This is a genomic window from Mesorhizobium sp. M1E.F.Ca.ET.045.02.1.1 (genome assembly GCF_003952485.1).
GTDB lineage: Bacteria > Pseudomonadota > Alphaproteobacteria > Rhizobiales > Rhizobiaceae > Mesorhizobium.
Genome location: NZ_CP034447.1, coordinates 839,985 through 855,666, shown reverse-complemented (window position 1 = coordinate 855,666; position 15,682 = coordinate 839,985). Strand labels below are relative to the sequence as shown.

Here is a 15,682-nt window from a genome sequence, read left to right as displayed (position 1 = left end):
CACCCCATGTGCGCCCGCCGCGAGGCGCGCATCGTGATCGTGTCGACGACCAATGGTGGCCGCGACCGACAGGAGGGCAATCCAATGCTGCTTGCAACGACGAAGGTGGCGGACGTCGACCGCTTCATCCGTATCTTTTCGACCAAGGGCGCCGACAAGCGCCGGCTGCACGGCTCGAACGGCGCAACCGTGTTCCGCGACCCCAGCGAGCCCGACCGCGTGTGGGCGATCTTCGACTGGGATGCGGAGGGCTGGAGGAATTTCGTGTCGGATCCGGAGGTCCCCGCGATCCTGCAGGAAGCCGGCCATGTCGGCAAGCCGCAGGCGGCACTGCTGCTCGGCCACTACGACGCCTGACCTCCGCGCCGCGCGCCGCCTGCCGTCCGGCAGCGGCGCCCCGGAAACACCTTGGAAGCAGAACCGAAGAAAACCCAGAATCGGAGAATCAAATGGATCAGAAACCCATCAAGATCGGCCTTGTCGCCGAACTCACCGGCCCGTTGTCCTTCATGGGCATCGCCAACGCGAACCTCACCACCATGCTCGTTGACGACATCAACGCCAAAGGCGGCCTCCTCGGCCGGCCCGTGGAGCTCATAGTCGAGGACGGCGAGACCACCGACAGCGTCGCCAAGGTAAGGACTGCCAAACTGATCGACGTCGACAAGGTCGACCTGGTCGTCGGCGGCATCTACAGCTCGACCCGCCTGGCCATCAAGAGCGAGGCGGTCACGCGGGGCCGGACGCTCTACATCTACACCGAGCAGTACGAGGGACAGGAAAACGATCCCTTGATCTTCTGCACGGGTCCGGTGCCCGCGCAGCAGGTGGAACCGCTGATCCCATGGCTGATGAAGAGCACCGGGGCGAAGAGGTTCTATTTGCCGTCGGCCGACTATATTTGGCCCCACCTCTTGAACAAGGCGGCGAGCCGGGTGGTGCGCGCCAATGGCGGCGAGATCGTTGGCGAAGAGTATTTTCCGCTCGACACCGTCGATTTCCAACGGACGGTGCGGCAGATCATGGCGAGCGGGGCCGACGTGGTCTTCAATACGATTGTCCCGCCGGGTCTGACGCCGTTCCTTGAAGAACTGCACAGGGCCGGCTTTGGCAAAAGCGGAGGCAAGATCATCTGCACGTACTTCGACGAGAATTTCTTCAATCTGGTGCCGCCCGAGCAGATCGAGGGCCTCTACAGCTGCCTCGACTACTATCAGGAACTCGACGATCCGTTTGGCCGCGCGCTCCTGCGGCGCTACAGCGACCGGTTCCCCGGTAGCGCGATGCTGACTGCGGGCAGCGGCTGCACCGGCCACTTCCGGGCGATCAGGATGTGGGAAGCGGCGGTGAACGAGGCCGGCACGGTCGAGCGCGACGCGGTTATCCGGGCGCTCGATCACGCTCGGGTCAGCGAGGGACCGGGCGGCCCGGCGGAGATGGTTCCCGGCCAGCATCATGTTCGAATGAATATGTACATTGCACAGGCACAGGGCGGTCGATTCCGGGTGGTGAACAACTTGGGCCCGATCGATCCCAACGAGCGCGTGCTTACCGAAAAATTGCAACTGAGCAATGGGGGGTAAACTGCGAGACCTCGATTACTGTTCTTCCAATCGGCGAGGGTGGCTAGATGATGCCCGCGCCATCCACCTTCTCGCAACGGCCAGCAACGACGTTGCGCCAAAATGGGGATCGCCAGCTGAATGGCACCTTCTGGCTGATTCGTGACCGAACCGAACCGTCTGCTACCGGCCCCATTTCGGCCGCAGAGATCAGCTGCCGCGTCCTGAAAGCAGACATCGCAAGCGAGGACTCCGGAGGTCGCGGTTGCGCTACTCGGCAGCCGTCTCCGATGGCGCCTCTGCCGGCCCCGAAGGCCCGGCCTCGGCACGGGGTTTGCGCCGTGAAAACAGCGACCTGAGCGTGACGTAGAACACCGGCGTCAGGAACAGGCCGACGAAGGTGACGCCGAGCATGCCGGAGAACACCGCGGTGCCGAGCGACTGGCGCATTTCTGCGCCCGGCCCCGTTGCGATCATCAGCGGCACGACGCCGAGGATGAACGAGAAGGCGGTCATCAGGATCGGCCGCAGCCTGAGCCGGCAGGCTTCGACGGCAGCCTCGGCGGCCGACAGGCCGCGTTCCTGCGCCTGCCGCGCGAATTCGACGATCAGGATCGCGTTCTTGGCGGCAAGCCCGATCAGCACGATGAGGCCGATCTGCACGAGGATGTTGTTGTCCAGCCCTCGGAAAGTCACGCCCAGCAACGCCGCGAGCACGCCGAGCGGCACCACCAGCACAATGGCGAACGGCAGCACCCAGCTTTCATATTGCGCCGCCAGCGCCAGGAACACGAACAGCACCGACAGCCCGAAGATATAGACAGCGGCATTGCCGGTGTTGCGCTCCTGATAGGCGAGCTCGGTCCATTCATAGGAGGTACCCGCCGGCAGCGTCTTTGCCGTGATCCCTTCCATCAATGCCAGCGCGTGGCCCGTGGAAACGCCGGGCGCGGCGTTGCCCTGCAGCGGCACCGAGACGTACATGTTGTAGCGCTGGACCAGCGCCGGGCCGGTGACGTCGCGGATCTCGATCAACGTGCCGAGCGGAACCAGCGCGCCGGTCGCCGAGCGCACCTTCAGTTTCAAGATGTCGGCGCGATCGAGGCGGAACGCCTGGTCGGCCTGCGCCCGCACCTGGTAGACGCGCCCGAAAGCGTTGAAGTCGTTGACGTAGGCGGTGCCCAAATTGATCGACAGCGTCTCAAAGATGTTGGGGATCGGCACGTTCAGGATGCGCGCCTTGTCGCGATCGATCGCCAGGAAGAATTGCGGGCTCGACGCGGAGAACGTGGTGAACACGCCCGTCAGCCCCGGTGTCTTGTTGGCCTTGCCGGCGATTTCGTAGGCAAGCGCCAGGATCTGCCGCATGTCAGCGCTGTTGCGCTCCTGGATCTGCAGCTTGAAACCACCGGCATTGCCGACGCCGCGGATCGGCGGCGGCGGCAGTGCGATAATGAAGGCTTCCTTGATGCTTTGCAGGCTGCCGAACAGATTGCCGATGACCTTGGTCGCCGACTGGCCGGCCTTCAGCCGCTCGTCGAACGGCTTGAATCTGGCGAAGATCACGCCCTGGTTGCTGGCGTTGGTGAAGGTCGCGCCGGAGAAGCCGGCGAAGGCGACTGCGTAGTCGACGCCTGGCGTTTTCTGGATGATCTGCGACGCCTGCTGGATGACCGCATCGGTCCTCGACAGCGAGGCGCCGTCCGGCAGCTGGACGACGACGATCGCATAGCCCTGGTCGAGCGACGGAATGAAACCGCGCGGCACCGTCTGCACCATGTAGACGGTGGCGTAGATGAGGGCCGCGAAAACGGCCAGCATGGCGGCGATCGTCATCCACGAGCCGACCAGCACGCGAATGATGCTCGAATACCAATGGGCGACCCTGTCGAAGCCGCGATTGAAGCCGTCGGCGAGCGCCCGTCCGAACCGCGCCAGGAAAAAGCGCGGCGGCGCCGCCGCGGCGTGGTGCGGCTTGAACAGCAGTGCGGCCAGCGCCGGCGAAAGCGTCAGCGAATTGAATGCCGAGATCGCCGTCGACACCGCGATGGTGATCGCAAACTGCAGGTAGAACTGCCCAGAAATGCCGGGGATGAAGGCTGTCGGTACGAACACGGCTATCAGGACCAGCGAGATCGCGATGACGGCCGTTCCGACTTCGTCCATGGTCAGGTGCGACGCCGGATTGGGCGCCAGCCCATTGGCGATATTGCGCTCGACGTTCTCGACCACGACGATCGCATCGTCGACGACGATGCCGATCGCCAGAACGAGGCCGAACAGCGTCAGCATGTTGAGCGAGAAGCCGGCGGCGTAAAGCACAGCCAGCGTTCCGATCAGCGACACGGGGATCGCCACGATCGGCACGATCGCCATGCGCCACGATTGCAGGAAGACGATGATGACGATGATGACCAGCAGCATCGCCTCGAGGATCGTCTTGTAGACCTCATGGATCGACTCGGCGACGAACTCGGTCGGATTGTAGACGATGTCGTAGCTCAGCCCCTTCGGGAAGTCGCGGGAGAGCTCCTTCATCTTGTCCTGGATCTCCGCGGCTGCGGCGAGCGCATTGGTGCCCGGCCGCTGGAAGATGGCGAGCGCCACCGCCGGTTTGCCGTTGAGATAGGAGTTGGTGACGTAGTCCTTGGCGCCGAGCTCGATGCGCGCCACGTCCTGCAGCGAGATCAGGCGGCCGTCGTCGGTCGATTTGACGATCACGTATCGGAAGTCGCGTGCGTCGTTGAAGCGGCCTTGCGTGGTGACCGTGTACTGAAACGCCGTGCCAGTGCCGGTCGGCGGCGCGCCGATCGAGCCGCCCGACACCTGGACGTTCTGGTCGCGCAGCGCCTGCACCACATCGCCCGAGGTCATCCCCAGGGCGGACAGTTTTTCCGGATCGAGCCAGATGCGCAGCGAATATTCGCGTTCGCCGAAGATGATGAGGTCGCCGATGCCGTCGAGCCTGAGCAGTATGTCGCGCACCCGCGAGCGGGCGTAGTTCGAGACGTAGAGCTGGTCGTAGGTATTGTCGGGCGACAGCATGTGCACGACCATCATCAGGTCGGGCGAGCTCTTGGTGGTGGTGATGCCGAGGCGGCGGGCTTCTTCGGGCAGGCGCGGCTCGGCGACCGACACGCGGTTCTGCACCAGCACTTGCGCCTTGTCGAGATCGGTGCCCAGCTTGAAGGTGATGGTCAGCGCCATCGCCCCGTCGCCCGAAGAATAGGACGACATGTAGAGCATGCCCTCGACTCCGTTGATCTCCTGCTCGATCGGCGTTGCCACGGTCGCCGCGACTGTCTCGGCATCGGCGCCCGGATACTGCGCGCGAACGACGATGGTCGGTGGCGCGATCTCGGGATATTGCGCAACCGGCAGCTGGGTATAGGCAATCCCGCCGAGGATCAGCAGGACGATCGAAACGACCGATGCGAAGATTGGGCGGTCGACGAAGAAATGTGCGAACCTCATTGCTGCAACCCGGCGGTCTCGGTCTTGGGCGGCAACGTCACCATCTCGACCTTCACTTTGGTGCCGGGCCTGGCGTGCATCAGCCCGTTGACGATGATCGTCTCGCTGCCGGTCAGGCCCGAGCGGATCACCCGGTAGCCGTCGAGAAGCGGGCCGGTGCGCACGGGCTTCGCCGACACCATCCCGGCCTCATCCACCAAGAACACGATGCGGCGATCCTGATCGGCGCCGATCGCTTCGTCGGGCACCAGCACGCCGCTATGCGGCAGCGACCCCGGCACGTTGATGCGCCCGAACATGCCTGGCTGGAGAATGCCGTCGGCGTTGGGAAACTTCGCACGCACCCGCATGGTGCCGGTCGCGTTGTCGATCCGGTTCTCGGCAAAATCGAGCCTGCCTTTGAACACCGCCTCCGCGCGGTCGGCGACACGAACCTCCACATCGAGCCCGCCGGCGCCTTCCTGCATGCTGCCGCCACGCGCCTTCGCGTCGCGGGCGTAGCTGAAATACAGGCGCTCATCGACGTCGAAATAGAAGTCGATCGGATCGCGCGTGACAATGGTCGTCAGCAAGGTGGAATCCGGCTGCACGAGGTTGCCGACCGACACCAGCCGGCGGTCGATGCGGCCGGACAAGGGCGCCTTGATCTCGGTGAATTCCATGTTCAGGCTGGCCGTCGTCAGCGCAGCCGTCGCGCCCTGCATCTGCGCCTGCGCCGAAAGGTATTCCCGGCGGCGGTCGTCGACCGTCGCTGTTGAGATATTGCCGGTCCTGGCGAGTTCGTCGGCGCGATCCAGCTGCATCTTGGAGAATTCGAGCAGACTCTTGGCGACGTCCACTTGCGATTTGGCGGCATCATAAGCCGCCTGGTACGGACGCTGGTCGATGGTGAAGAGCAGGTCGCCCTTGTTGACCAGTGCGCCGTCCTGGAAGCTGACCTTGTCAAGATAACCGCTGACGCGCGAACGGATGGCGACCTGGTCGACGGCGTCGAAGCGCCCGACGAACTCGTCGTCTTCGACGATTTCACGCACCACCGGCTTGGCCACCGTAACCACGGGTAGCTGCTGGTCCTGCGCAAACACAGTGCTGCTGAACGCCATGCCGAGCAGGAATGCCGCCGACACGGCCGCGCGGGCAAGCCAGCCGGCCGATCGACGGGGTCGCCCGCCCGCGTCGCGATGCAATTGCCCATTCCCTGGGGTGTCCATTTGCGTCCCCGCTCGCTGGACCCGGAGGTCGGTTGATCCGCTTCTACGCTAAGGCTTGTCGTCGAGATCAGAGCACTGCAGTGTTGTGCATGGCAACATGATCATTTTCCATGTGGGCTGAAATGTCCACCCTGTGGCTGCCCCGCCGCCCGTCCTCGTTGCCGCCAAGATGGGGCGCCAGCGGAATGGCACCTTTCTGGCTAGTTCGTCCCAGAACCGGACCGTCTGCTTCCGGCCCACTTTGGTCGTTCGACAATTCGCGTAGCTATGGCTGCTGAGGCGCCATCTGAGCGAACCACCCGTCTGTACCTCCTGATGGCATGATGCCTAGAGCGTCGGGGGAACGGCGGTAGCGCCCGATGATTTCAGATAAGTTGTTGATTGTATTGGATGGCAGCGGAGGACCGCTACACCGCGAAACCCACTATCGAAGAAGCGCTCTTCCATTATCGGCGGCGTTCAGCCTGAGCGTGCAAGAGCTTCTTAGTCGCTCTGACGTCGTTGCCAATCGTTTGTTGCCGCAGCAATTGTCGTGAAGGATGGGATCGCGCCGGTGCCCCTCGCGTTTGCTTTGGATATTAGTGAATGCTAAACTAGAACCTAAGGTCGCATCGTCCAGCGCAAAGCCCAACGGGCCATTTGGCATGTCCGGTGCTCTGCGTGATGACGATTGCGATTACCGTTTGGGGCACCTTCGGTGCACGACGATGCCAAGGCTGGCAAGCGTGATGGCCACGGCTGCAGCCCGTCACGGCGATGCGGTCACCGGGGAATGCGCCGGAATGCCTGCCAGCACAGCGATGCCGCGACCAGATGGAACGTCATCGTCTTGCGGCCGGGCGATCACCAGAAGTCAGTATGATAACCTCAAACGGGGAATAACAAGAGACCGGAACACGGGAGGATGAAATGACTTTCAAGCATTGTCTGCTGGTCGTTGCTGTCACGTCGCTTTGCCTCGGATCGGCCCAGGCCCAGTCTGCGAAAGAAGCCATTGAAGCCGCTAATGCCGAATTCGTGAAGGCGTACAACAGTAAGGATGCGGCTGGGGTCGCGTCGAAGTACGCGGATGATGCCGCCGCATTCCCGCCAGATATGGCGCGAGTCGACGGCCGCCAAAATATCCAAAAGCTATGGCAGGGCGCGATCGATATGGGCATATCGGAGCTCACGCTCACCACGCTTGAGGTCCAGGAAAGTGGAGATTTTGCATTCGAGTCCGGGACTTTCTCCCTCAAGGCACCGGGCAAGGATTCAAAGCTGGTGGATGCCGCCGGGAAGTATGTGGTGGTCTGGAAGAAAGGGCAGGACGGCAGCTGGAAGCTCTACCGGGACATATGGAACTCCGATTCCGGTAAATGAACGTAGTATTGGACGGCGGGCACCTCATGATCACGATCATAGACCCTCGCCAATTTCGTGGAGTTCATTTGCAACTCGGTACCCAAGCGGGTCACATGCCGGAGGAGCACATGGCGAAACTCACCGTTGATCAATACCTGGCGGCGGCGGCCGCGTGACTTGCCCATCTGACGCAGACATATGCGATCATCTTTTTCGCCAGTATCGCGACCATGTTCGCGATCCTTGCGTACGCACCATCAGCGGGACGAGCCGCCAGGTTCGCGCTCGCGACGATTGTGGTCGCAATCACCGTTTATGGGGTCTTAGCAGCCAAGGCCGCCATGGATGACTTTTAAGGTGCATCCACTAGTCTAGACGCCGCGTCTGTTGCCCCAGGCCAGCACATGCAACTGCGGCAGGACCGTTGCCGTGAACCACCCGTCCGCTGCGACCTTGTCGACAAGCCAGCGGAAGCGCCGCATCAAATCGTCGAAGTCGGCCTCTTCGCTGCCTAGACCCGCATGGGTGATCAGCGGAGCAGGATTCCCGACCTGCAGATAAACCGGCAGGGTTGGATAGCGTTTCGCAACGAACTGGGCAAACGCGTAGTCATTGTCGTCAAACACAGCCACCTTAACGACGCATTGCGTTCCGCTCCTTGCCGCCGCGGCGCAATCGTCGAGGGCCGGCCAGTCGGTTACCATCCCCGAAGATGGCGGCTTCGGGCTGAGAATGAGCCAGTCGAGCGCAGCGAACCAAGGCTGAGAGACACTGCCTTGGGTCTCGAGAGCGAAGGTGTGGCCTTTCTGGTGGCCCTGTTCGATGAGCGGAGCCAAAGGCTGAAGTGCGGGATTGCCACCCGACAGCGACACAAGCACCCGCGCGGAGTTCGAAAGCCGCTCCACCTCCGTCAGGATGGCGTTTGGCGTCATCAGCGTCCAGTCTTCACGGAACTCGGGCAGCACCGCATACAGCGTATCGCACCAGCGGCAGCGGTAATCGCAACCGCCCGTGCGTACGAACACAGTCGGACGCCCGATCAGCGGACCTTCTCCCTGGACCGTCGGACCGAAGATTTCGCTGATGCGGATGCTCCCCTTCATGGACGGTATTCCGCCCATGTTTTCGGGGTCTCGCTGATGCGGATAGCCGCGACCTCCGGCCATCGCTCACTGCACCAGTCGTAGATCCACTTGGCAATGACCTCGCTGGTCGTCCGATCATGTCCGAGGACCTCATTGAGGTGGCGATGATCCAGGGTGTTGTCGATGAGCGCCTTGAGTTCCGAGAGTTCGCGGTAGTCGCGGACAAAGCCGACCGGATCGAGCTCGGCCGATTGCAACACGATCTCGACTTCGTAGTTGTGGCCGTGCAGCCGGGAGCAAGGGTGCTCCGCCGGCAGGCCACCGATCACATGTGACGCCGAAAAGGCAAACCGCTTGGCGATGGTGTACATGACTGCGCGCCCTATTGCCGTTGCGTTGTCTGGTATTCCTGGCAAGCTTCGATCCAGTAATCCGGGTCTTCGTAAGATGTTGGATCGTTTTGAGCAGCGAGGTGAAAGGCCTCGCGCCGCTCGACGCAGGTGCCGCAACGACCGCAATGATGAGCCCCGCCCTGGTAACACGACCAGGTTTCCTCGAAGGGCACGCCTAGGCGCGCGCCTTCACTGACAATGTCGGCTTTGCTCAGTTGCAAGAACGGTGCGTAAAGGGCGATCCTCGCCAGTCCCTGCAGCGCGTGGTGCTGCATGGCCTCGAAGGCTTCGACGAAAGCCGGGCGGCAGTCCGGATAGATGAAATGATCCCCGCCGTGGACCGCTGCCGCCACGGCATCGGCCTGTTCCGCCGCGGCTATACCAAAGGCTACCGCCAACATGATCGCGTTGCGATTGGGTACGACAGTGACGCGCATGCTGTCTTCCGCATAGTGCCCCTCGGGGACCGGGCCGCCGCTGGTCAGCGCCGATCCCGTCAGGAGGCGTCCGACCGCGGTGATATCGACCACGTCGTGCGGCACGCCGAGGCGCAAGGCGCACATCCGCGCAAAGTCCAGCTCCTTTTTATGGCGCTGGCCGTAGTCAAACGACACGAGACGGGTGAGGGCTCTTTCGGCTGCGACCTTGTAGGCGAGCGTGACGGAATCCAATCCGCCGGAACAGATAACGATTGTCTTCACCAGGCTTCCTTGTTTTTACCGGGTAGGCTGCGACCGGATCGGCTCACGTGCCGATGGACGTTTAGCGGATCACACGGGTAGGGGCGCCATCCGCGAAGCGGACGGAACGCTCCATCCACTTTCCGGCGCTACAAATAGCCAGTGTTGTGCCGATGTCAATGAGCGCGCCGCGGTCGCATCGCCCGCCTGATCGTCGTGACAATCTGCATGACGTCTAGTTCGCTCCAAGGAACTGCCTGAGTTCCGGCGTTCTGGGATTGGCGAAGACCTCACCGGGGGCACCGATCTCGTGGACGCGACCCTGATGCATGAAGACGACGCGCGAGCAGACATCGCGTGCGAAGCGCATCTCATGCGTAACCATCACCAGCGTCATGCCTTGCGCGGCCAGTTCCTTGACGACGGCCAGCACCTCGGCGACGAGCTCGGGGTCGAGCGCCGAAGTGATCTCGTCGCATAGCAGCGCGATCGGCTGCATGGCGAGCGCCCGGGCGATCGCCACACGCTGCTGCTGGCCGCCTGAAAGCTCGTCCGGCAATGCGTCGAACTTGTGGGCGAGGCCGACGCGGTCGAGCATCTTTCGCGCGACCGCCTCGGCATTCTTTTTCGGCGTCTTCTTCACCACCATCTGCGACAGCATGACATTGCCGCCAGCCGTGAGATGCGGGAACAGGTTGAATTGCTGGAAGATCATGCCGACCTTTAGGCGCAGGGCCTTGAGATGTGTCTCATCGGGCAGCAACTGGACGCCGGCGACGACGATCGAGCCTTCATCGATAGTCTCGAGCCCGTTGATGCAACGCAGCAGCGTCGACTTGCCGGAGCCGCTCTTGCCGATGATGGCGACGACCTCGCCTGGAGCGATATCGATGGAAATACCCTTCAGCACCTCGTTGTCGCCGAAGCGCTTCTTCACCTCAGTGATTGCGATGAGCGACATGGAGCTTCCTTTCCAGCAGCTGGCTCAATTTCGACAGCGGCCAGCACAAGGCAAAATATATGAGCGCGACCAGGCCGTAGACCGTGAACGGCTGGAACGTGGCGTTGGTGACGATCGAACCGGCCTTCGACAATTCGACGAAACCGATGATGGAGGTGAGCGCAGTGCCCTTCACAACCTGTACCGAAAAGCCGACCGTCGGCGGCACCGCCACTTTCAGCGCCTGCGGCAGGATGACGTAGCGCATCTGCTGGAGATAACCCATGCCAAGGCTTGCTGATGCCTCCCATTGCCCTTTGCCGATGCTCTCGACGCAACCGCGCCAGATTTCGGCGAGGAAGGCGGCGGTCCACAGGACGAGCGCGACAGTCGCGGCAAGCCAGGCGGGAACGTCGATACCGAACAGGCCAAGGCCGAAGAAGGCGAGAAAAAGCTGCATCAAGAGCGGCGTGCCTTGGAACAGTTGGATATAGCCGCGTGACAGAAGCCGCGTCTCACGCCGGCCGCCGATGCGCAGAAAAAGCAGGGCCGTGCCGACGATGCCGCCACCGATGAAGGAGACCAGCGACAGCAGAACGGTCCAGCGCGCGGCCAGCAGCAGGTTGCGCAGGATGTCCCAGAAGGTGAACTGGGTCATGGCGCATGTCTCATCGTGACGCCTTCCTCGGGAACAGCATCCAGCCCAGGCCGGCCAGTAGCTGGCGCAGGAGGATCGCAAGGGCCAGGTAGATCAGGGTCGAGACGATGTAGGTTTCGAAGGCTCTGAAGGTGCGCGACTGGATGAAGTTGGCGGCGAAGGTCAGGTCCTCGGCGGCGATCTGCGAAACCACGGCCGAACCCAGCATGACGATGACGACCTGCGACGACAACGCCGGCCAGATGCGCTGCAGCGCCGGGACCAGAACCACATGCCAGAAGGTCTGGAAGGGGCTCATTGCGAGGCTGGCGCCGGCTTCGAACTGGCCGCGCGGCGTAGCCTGGATGCCGGCGCGGATGATCTCGCAGCTATAGGCGCCGAGGTTCACGATCATGGCGAGGTTGGCAGCGGTCAGTTCCGACATCTTGATGCCGAGCGACGGCAAGCCGAAGAAGATGAAGAACAGCTGGATGAGGAAGGGCGTGTTGCGGATCAGTTCGACATAGATCGTGACAACGGGTTTCAGCCACCTCGGCCCGAGGGCGCGGACCCAGGCGCAGGCAATGCCCAGCGCCACGCCGAATGTCGCGCCGATCAAGATGAGCTGCACGGTGATGCGGATACCCTTGAGCAGTACCGGCAAATAATCGATCAGCCAGCCGAAATCGAAGTGAGAGCTCATGATTAGCCGGGGATCACAGATCCGCCGGCAGGTCGACCTTCAGCCATTTCTCGGAGATTGCATTGAGGGTCCCGTCGGACTTGGCGGCGGCGATGATGCCGTTGATCTTGGCCATCAACGCCGGCTCTTGCTTGTTCATGCCGATATAGCAAGGCGAGTTCTTGATCAGGAATTTGAGTTCGGGCCGCTTGGGCGGGTTCTTTTCGATGATGGCGGCCGCGACGACATTGCCGGTCGCGATCACATCGACCTGGCCTGAAAGAAAAGCGGAAATGGTGCCGTTGTTGTCCTCGTAACGCTTGATATCGGCGCTCGCGGGCGCGACCTTGGTCAGTTCGAGGTCTTCGATCGCGCCGCGGGTGACGCCGACGGTCTTGCCGGCGAGGTCTTCGGCCTTGGCGACCGCGACATCTGCCGGGGCGAACACGCCGTTGTAGAAGGGGGCGTAGGCGCTGGAGAAGTCGATGACCTTCTCGCGATCCGGGTTCTTCCCGAGGCTCGAAATGACTAGGTCGACCTTGTTGGTCTGAAGATAGGGTATGCGGTTGGCGCTGGTGACCGGGACGATTTCGACCCTGGCGCCGAGCTTTTCTCCGATCAAATTAGCCATATCAATATCGTAGCCTTGCGGTGTCATGTCGGCACCGACACTGCCGAAGGGCGGGAAATCCTGTGGGACGGCAATGCGGACGGTGCCCCGCGTGCCGATGTTGCTCAAAGCGTCAGCCCGCGCCCGCGGAGACGGAGCCATGGCCATTCCAACCAGGGCGGCGAAGGCCAGCATGCACAGATTGCGACGGTTCATCTTTCCCTCTTTGACTGAACGAAACCGATTGGTCGTCAGGGCCAAGCAACAGCCGTGCCAAACCGTCGAAATCAGCGCGAATCGGGCTTTCCCAATAGATTTGGATCGCCTCCATCACCCTGCGATGCACCCAGCAGGCAGGCGGCCTAAATATTGTGCAGGCGGCTGGCGTGCCGCGTGCACCATCAGTCTGCTCGGGCAAGCTTTAGGGCCATTCGGACTTCCGACCGACGAGATTTTTGCGCCTGACTGTGAGCCGTGGCATCGCAAGCGGGGCTGTCTCGATCAGGCCTCTAAGTGATCTCCCGAAAGGCGGCCATGCCCTATGGACAGGCTCGGAACCGCCTGTTCTCAGAGTCAGACTCGGACTTAAAATTCCGATGTTCAGACTTTTTGGTGTTGGAATTCGATTGCCAGACAGGCGTCTGGCTTCACGGTGGATTCCGCGGCCATAACGAGCTTCATCGAGACAGAGCAACCCAGCCCGGCCAGAACGGCTTCCGCTATAGCATAAACGGAGTTGAAGGCATGCTAAACACCTAGGCACCGCCGGCCCGCAAGCTAGAGAGCATTCGTAAATAGTAGGCCCGGTTCACCTCGAGATTCCGCTCGTTTGTGATTAGCGAAGCAGCTACGTGAAAAGCGCTTGAGCCTAGGTAGGCGACTGCGCGGCGGTTGGGGTACATGAAAACGTCGGCCGCCGGTATTCGGCGGGGGTGCGTCGTCAATGACGCAGGCTCAGGGTAGGCGCGACGGAAGCGCCTTCAATCAAGATGCCCTGGTATGGTGAATATGCCGTTACTATCCACAACCCTCATTCGCCATATAGGGGCTAAGCATCCTAACATAAATGCGCGAAGCTTCGTGCTACGGTGCCTGTGGTTTGTGCGACACCGGATCCGCCCACCACAAGCCAAGCTGCCCATCACATCATAGCGTGTGCCTTCCGGCCGAAGGTTTGTCGATAAGCGTCGAGCGGCAGAGCTGCCTGTGGCGAAGGCTGTTAGCTTGTATACCATCCCGGGTAAGCAGAAAAGTCTAACTAAAATTAGGCTTGTCTAAATGTTATAAATATTATGTGTGTGCGGCTACAAGGGGGCACCTGACAACTAATCACGGCTATGTTACCGATTTTATTGTAGGAGTAGAGCGGTGACGATCGCAGCAATCCCACACAGCGGCGGAATCTTATGGCCTCGGGCGCCATGCCGGCTTCGACGATTTTACTTGTGGCGACGTGAGGAAACTACTGCGGCGCGTCGTTTTGTAGGCCTGCCCCCTCACACTTTCGCGGGGAAGATGGGGACAGCCTCAATCGCATTCATGCGTACATTCGGACGGATGGGAGCGAAAGATTTCTTTGCGCCTGGCTTCAATCCAAGCTTTATCAAGGTAACCGCAGCAGATCTCAAGGTTATCAAGCAGCACGGCAGACAAAATCATCAGCATAAGCCATCCACCGACGGACGCCAGCTTGTGAACCGCTGCGATCATCTGAGAGCTCATGACTGATTGGCCCGTATAAACAGGCACTCGTGCGCGGCGAGCCCTGGGCTCACTCCGCGGCACGTGGCCATTGGTGCACCGATGTTGATCGAGTCGGCAGTCACTTAATGCCAAGAGCGTCCTTGAGTTCTGCCAGTTTTTTCATGCACCCTTGTTCGTCTCCAGCTTGGGCCATCTTACGGGCTTCAGCCATCAGTTCGCTGGGATGTTCGGCGCTTTGGGCGCTGCGGTTGCCAGTCACCTGCTCCTGATGAGGAGTTGTTGGCTTCACAGCTCCCGCCGTTGATCCAGTGACCTCAGTATTGCCGCCCTGCTGCTTGCCGGCCAGGACCTCGGCTTGGTGCTTCGTCGCCGGAATACCCGACTTGTTAGTGACTGCGCCCGTTTCGGCAGTGATGACATTTGGCTCGAGTGCTTTCAACTCCTGTGTGCAGTTGGCAAAGGCCGGCGAAGCGATCGCTAAGATGAACGCCGACGCGATGGCTATTCGTATAGACATGTGCACCTCCCAATAGCGACTTGGTTCCTAACGAGGAAACGGCCCCACTCCTCGGGGGTTCCTCAAATCGAAAAGCGCCAGGAGGAAGGTGCCTGGGTTCCGCTCAACCTCGTCGGCCCGGAAGGTCCATTGCAATGCGGCCAACGGCCTAAGTCGCGGGGCACATCGCTATCGTGCCGGCAGCACCTCGTCGGCCTGGCCTCGCCGTCAAACAGCATTTTCCGCTTATCCAGGAAATGGCGAATGAAGGTGCTTTCCGTGCGCATTTCGCAAAAGCCGGACAGGGGTTCCGTTAATTTCCGGACAGTGGTTTCGCTCGGGAACCGACACCGCAGTCAGTTCGCCGGCGCGCAATAGCTGGGCAAGGGCAATGGCGTCTCGGCGATTCGTCTTCACCCGATCGTCTGGCTTCCTCGGTACAACGGCGCAACCACGGTGCATTCATGCCCGAGCGACTGGATCAGGCGATAAAGGCCGTATCCTGTCGGCCTAGCCTCGTAGCAGAAATGCACGTGATCAAAGCGGCTGGCGATCCGGCCAATGACCCGCCGCATGCTGGCTACCGACGCGTCGACCTCACCGAAGAAGCGAACTTCTCCTTCCCGGACCGCCTCCGCAATAGTCGTTCTTCAGCTTCGCAACATCGATTCTGACAAATGCTTCTCTATAGTCCGCCACGGCTCGTCCTCCTGTGGTGAGGATCTGCTCGGCCCCTCGGACACGCAGTGTAGGGTGAGCCACCTCACCGAGGCGGACATACGGTCTTACGGTTGACTCGCCACCTCTTTTGCGACACTTTGAATTGGTCAGGCCAATTTACCGATTCATATTGGCTTGGACATTG

The 15,682-nt window shown here is 61.4% G+C and carries 15 protein-coding genes and 1 pseudogene; 4 read left to right on the top strand and 12 right to left on the bottom strand.

Features of this window, described 5'->3' with window-relative positions; all coding sequences use genetic code 11:
* Positions 1–6 precede the first annotated feature (6 nt).
* Entirely contained in the window at positions 7–357 is a 351-nt protein-coding gene (locus tag EJ070_RS04075; RefSeq protein WP_245464810.1) for a hypothetical protein, read from the top strand.
* Positions 358–449: 92 nt separating this feature from the next.
* Positions 450–1,583, top strand: a complete 1,134-nt coding sequence (locus tag EJ070_RS04070) for a substrate-binding protein (RefSeq protein WP_126090161.1) — start codon at positions 450–452, stop codon at positions 1,581–1,583.
* 249 nt (positions 1,584–1,832) lie between these two features.
* Here EJ070_RS04070 and EJ070_RS04065 read toward each other — a convergent pair whose 3' ends face one another.
* A complete protein-coding gene (locus tag EJ070_RS04065; protein WP_126090160.1) occupies positions 1,833–5,036 on the bottom strand; it encodes a multidrug efflux RND transporter permease subunit in 3,204 nt (1,067 codons plus the stop codon).
* The gene (locus EJ070_RS04060) at positions 5,033–6,139 is read right to left on the bottom strand and encodes an efflux RND transporter periplasmic adaptor subunit (protein ID WP_245464919.1); all 1,107 of its coding nucleotides are present in this window, start codon (positions 6,137–6,139) and stop codon (positions 5,033–5,035) included. The genes EJ070_RS04065 and EJ070_RS04060 overlap by 4 nt, the downstream gene beginning before the upstream one ends.
* A gap of 1,017 nt (positions 6,140–7,156) precedes the next feature.
* On the opposite strand from EJ070_RS04060, the gene EJ070_RS04055 reads away from it, so the two are divergent.
* A complete protein-coding gene (locus EJ070_RS04055) occupies positions 7,157–7,609 on the top strand; it encodes a DUF4440 domain-containing protein (RefSeq protein ID WP_126090158.1) in 453 nt (150 codons plus the stop codon).
* 26 nt (positions 7,610–7,635) lie between these two features.
* A complete protein-coding gene (locus EJ070_RS37425) occupies positions 7,636–7,767 on the top strand; it encodes a hypothetical protein (RefSeq protein ID WP_281059639.1) in 132 nt (43 codons plus the stop codon).
* A gap of 195 nt (positions 7,768–7,962) precedes the next feature.
* Here the strand turns inward: EJ070_RS37425 and queE are convergent, their stop codons facing one another.
* The 10 genes and pseudogenes from queE to EJ070_RS36965 form a co-directional block, all read right to left on the bottom strand.
* On the bottom strand, positions 7,963–8,694 hold the full coding sequence (queE, locus tag EJ070_RS04045; RefSeq protein ID WP_189350361.1) for a 7-carboxy-7-deazaguanine synthase QueE: 732 nt from the start codon (positions 8,692–8,694) through the stop codon (positions 7,963–7,965).
* Positions 8,691–9,047, bottom strand: a complete 357-nt coding sequence (locus EJ070_RS04040) for a 6-carboxytetrahydropterin synthase (RefSeq protein ID WP_126090156.1) — start codon at positions 9,045–9,047, stop codon at positions 8,691–8,693. The genes queE and EJ070_RS04040 overlap by 4 nt, the downstream gene beginning before the upstream one ends.
* An 11-nt stretch (positions 9,048–9,058) precedes the next feature.
* Positions 9,059–9,769 (bottom strand): 7-cyano-7-deazaguanine synthase QueC, encoded by a 711-nt coding sequence (queC, locus tag EJ070_RS04035; RefSeq protein WP_126090155.1) that lies wholly within the window; start codon positions 9,767–9,769, stop codon positions 9,059–9,061.
* Between the two features lie 214 nt (positions 9,770–9,983).
* Entirely contained in the window at positions 9,984–10,709 is a 726-nt protein-coding gene (locus EJ070_RS04030; protein WP_126090154.1) for an amino acid ABC transporter ATP-binding protein, read from the bottom strand.
* Complete coding sequence (locus EJ070_RS04025) at positions 10,687–11,346, bottom strand: amino acid ABC transporter permease (RefSeq protein WP_126090153.1); 660 nt, start codon at positions 11,344–11,346, stop codon at positions 10,687–10,689. Before EJ070_RS04025 ends, EJ070_RS04030 begins: the two co-directional genes overlap by 23 nt.
* A gap of 10 nt (positions 11,347–11,356) precedes the next feature.
* Positions 11,357–12,028, bottom strand: coding sequence for an amino acid ABC transporter permease (locus tag EJ070_RS04020; protein WP_126090152.1), 672 nt, complete (start codon positions 12,026–12,028; stop codon positions 11,357–11,359).
* Positions 12,029–12,041: 13 nt separating this feature from the next.
* Positions 12,042–12,812: a transporter substrate-binding domain-containing protein gene (locus tag EJ070_RS04015; protein WP_210211983.1), complete on the bottom strand. Its 771-nt coding sequence runs from the start codon at positions 12,810–12,812 to the stop codon at positions 12,042–12,044.
* A gap of 1,332 nt (positions 12,813–14,144) precedes the next feature.
* On the bottom strand, positions 14,145–14,327 hold the full coding sequence (locus EJ070_RS04010) for a hypothetical protein (protein ID WP_126090150.1): 183 nt from the start codon (positions 14,325–14,327) through the stop codon (positions 14,145–14,147).
* Positions 14,328–14,439: 112 nt separating this feature from the next.
* Positions 14,440–14,838, bottom strand: coding sequence for a hypothetical protein (locus EJ070_RS04005; RefSeq protein ID WP_126090149.1), 399 nt, complete (start codon positions 14,836–14,838; stop codon positions 14,440–14,442).
* 315 nt (positions 14,839–15,153) lie between these two features.
* Positions 15,154–15,516: pseudogene (locus tag EJ070_RS36965) on the bottom strand (transposase); the annotation flags it as partial.
* Between the last annotated feature and the right edge of the window lie 166 nt (positions 15,517–15,682).

Coding starts and splice junctions, on each gene's coding strand:
- EJ070_RS04075 (WP_245464810.1), top strand. CDS start 7: ATGTGCGCCCGCCGCGAGGCGCGCATCGTGATCGTGTCGACGACCAAT.
- EJ070_RS04070 (WP_126090161.1), top strand. CDS start 450: ATGGATCAGAAACCCATCAAGATCGGCCTTGTCGCCGAACTCACCGGC.
- EJ070_RS04065 (WP_126090160.1), bottom strand. CDS start 5,036: ATGAGGTTCGCACATTTCTTCGTCGACCGCCCAATCTTCGCATCGGTC.
- EJ070_RS04060 (WP_245464919.1), bottom strand. CDS start 6,139: ATGGCGTTCAGCAGCACTGTGTTTGCGCAGGACCAGCAGCTACCCGTG.
- EJ070_RS04055 (WP_126090158.1), top strand. CDS start 7,157: ATGACTTTCAAGCATTGTCTGCTGGTCGTTGCTGTCACGTCGCTTTGC.
- EJ070_RS37425 (WP_281059639.1), top strand. CDS start 7,636: ATGATCACGATCATAGACCCTCGCCAATTTCGTGGAGTTCATTTGCAA.
- queE (WP_189350361.1), bottom strand. CDS start 8,694: ATGAAGGGGAGCATCCGCATCAGCGAAATCTTCGGTCCGACGGTCCAG.
- EJ070_RS04040 (WP_126090156.1), bottom strand. CDS start 9,047: ATGTACACCATCGCCAAGCGGTTTGCCTTTTCGGCGTCACATGTGATC.
- EJ070_RS04030 (WP_126090154.1), bottom strand. CDS start 10,709: ATGTCGCTCATCGCAATCACTGAGGTGAAGAAGCGCTTCGGCGACAAC.
- EJ070_RS04025 (WP_126090153.1), bottom strand. CDS start 11,346: ATGACCCAGTTCACCTTCTGGGACATCCTGCGCAACCTGCTGCTGGCC.
- EJ070_RS04020 (WP_126090152.1), bottom strand. CDS start 12,028: ATGAGCTCTCACTTCGATTTCGGCTGGCTGATCGATTATTTGCCGGTA.
- EJ070_RS04015 (WP_210211983.1), bottom strand. CDS start 12,812: ATGCTGGCCTTCGCCGCCCTGGTTGGAATGGCCATGGCTCCGTCTCCG.
- EJ070_RS04010 (WP_126090150.1), bottom strand. CDS start 14,327: ATGATCGCAGCGGTTCACAAGCTGGCGTCCGTCGGTGGATGGCTTATG.
- EJ070_RS04005 (WP_126090149.1), bottom strand. CDS start 14,838: ATGTCTATACGAATAGCCATCGCGTCGGCGTTCATCTTAGCGATCGCT.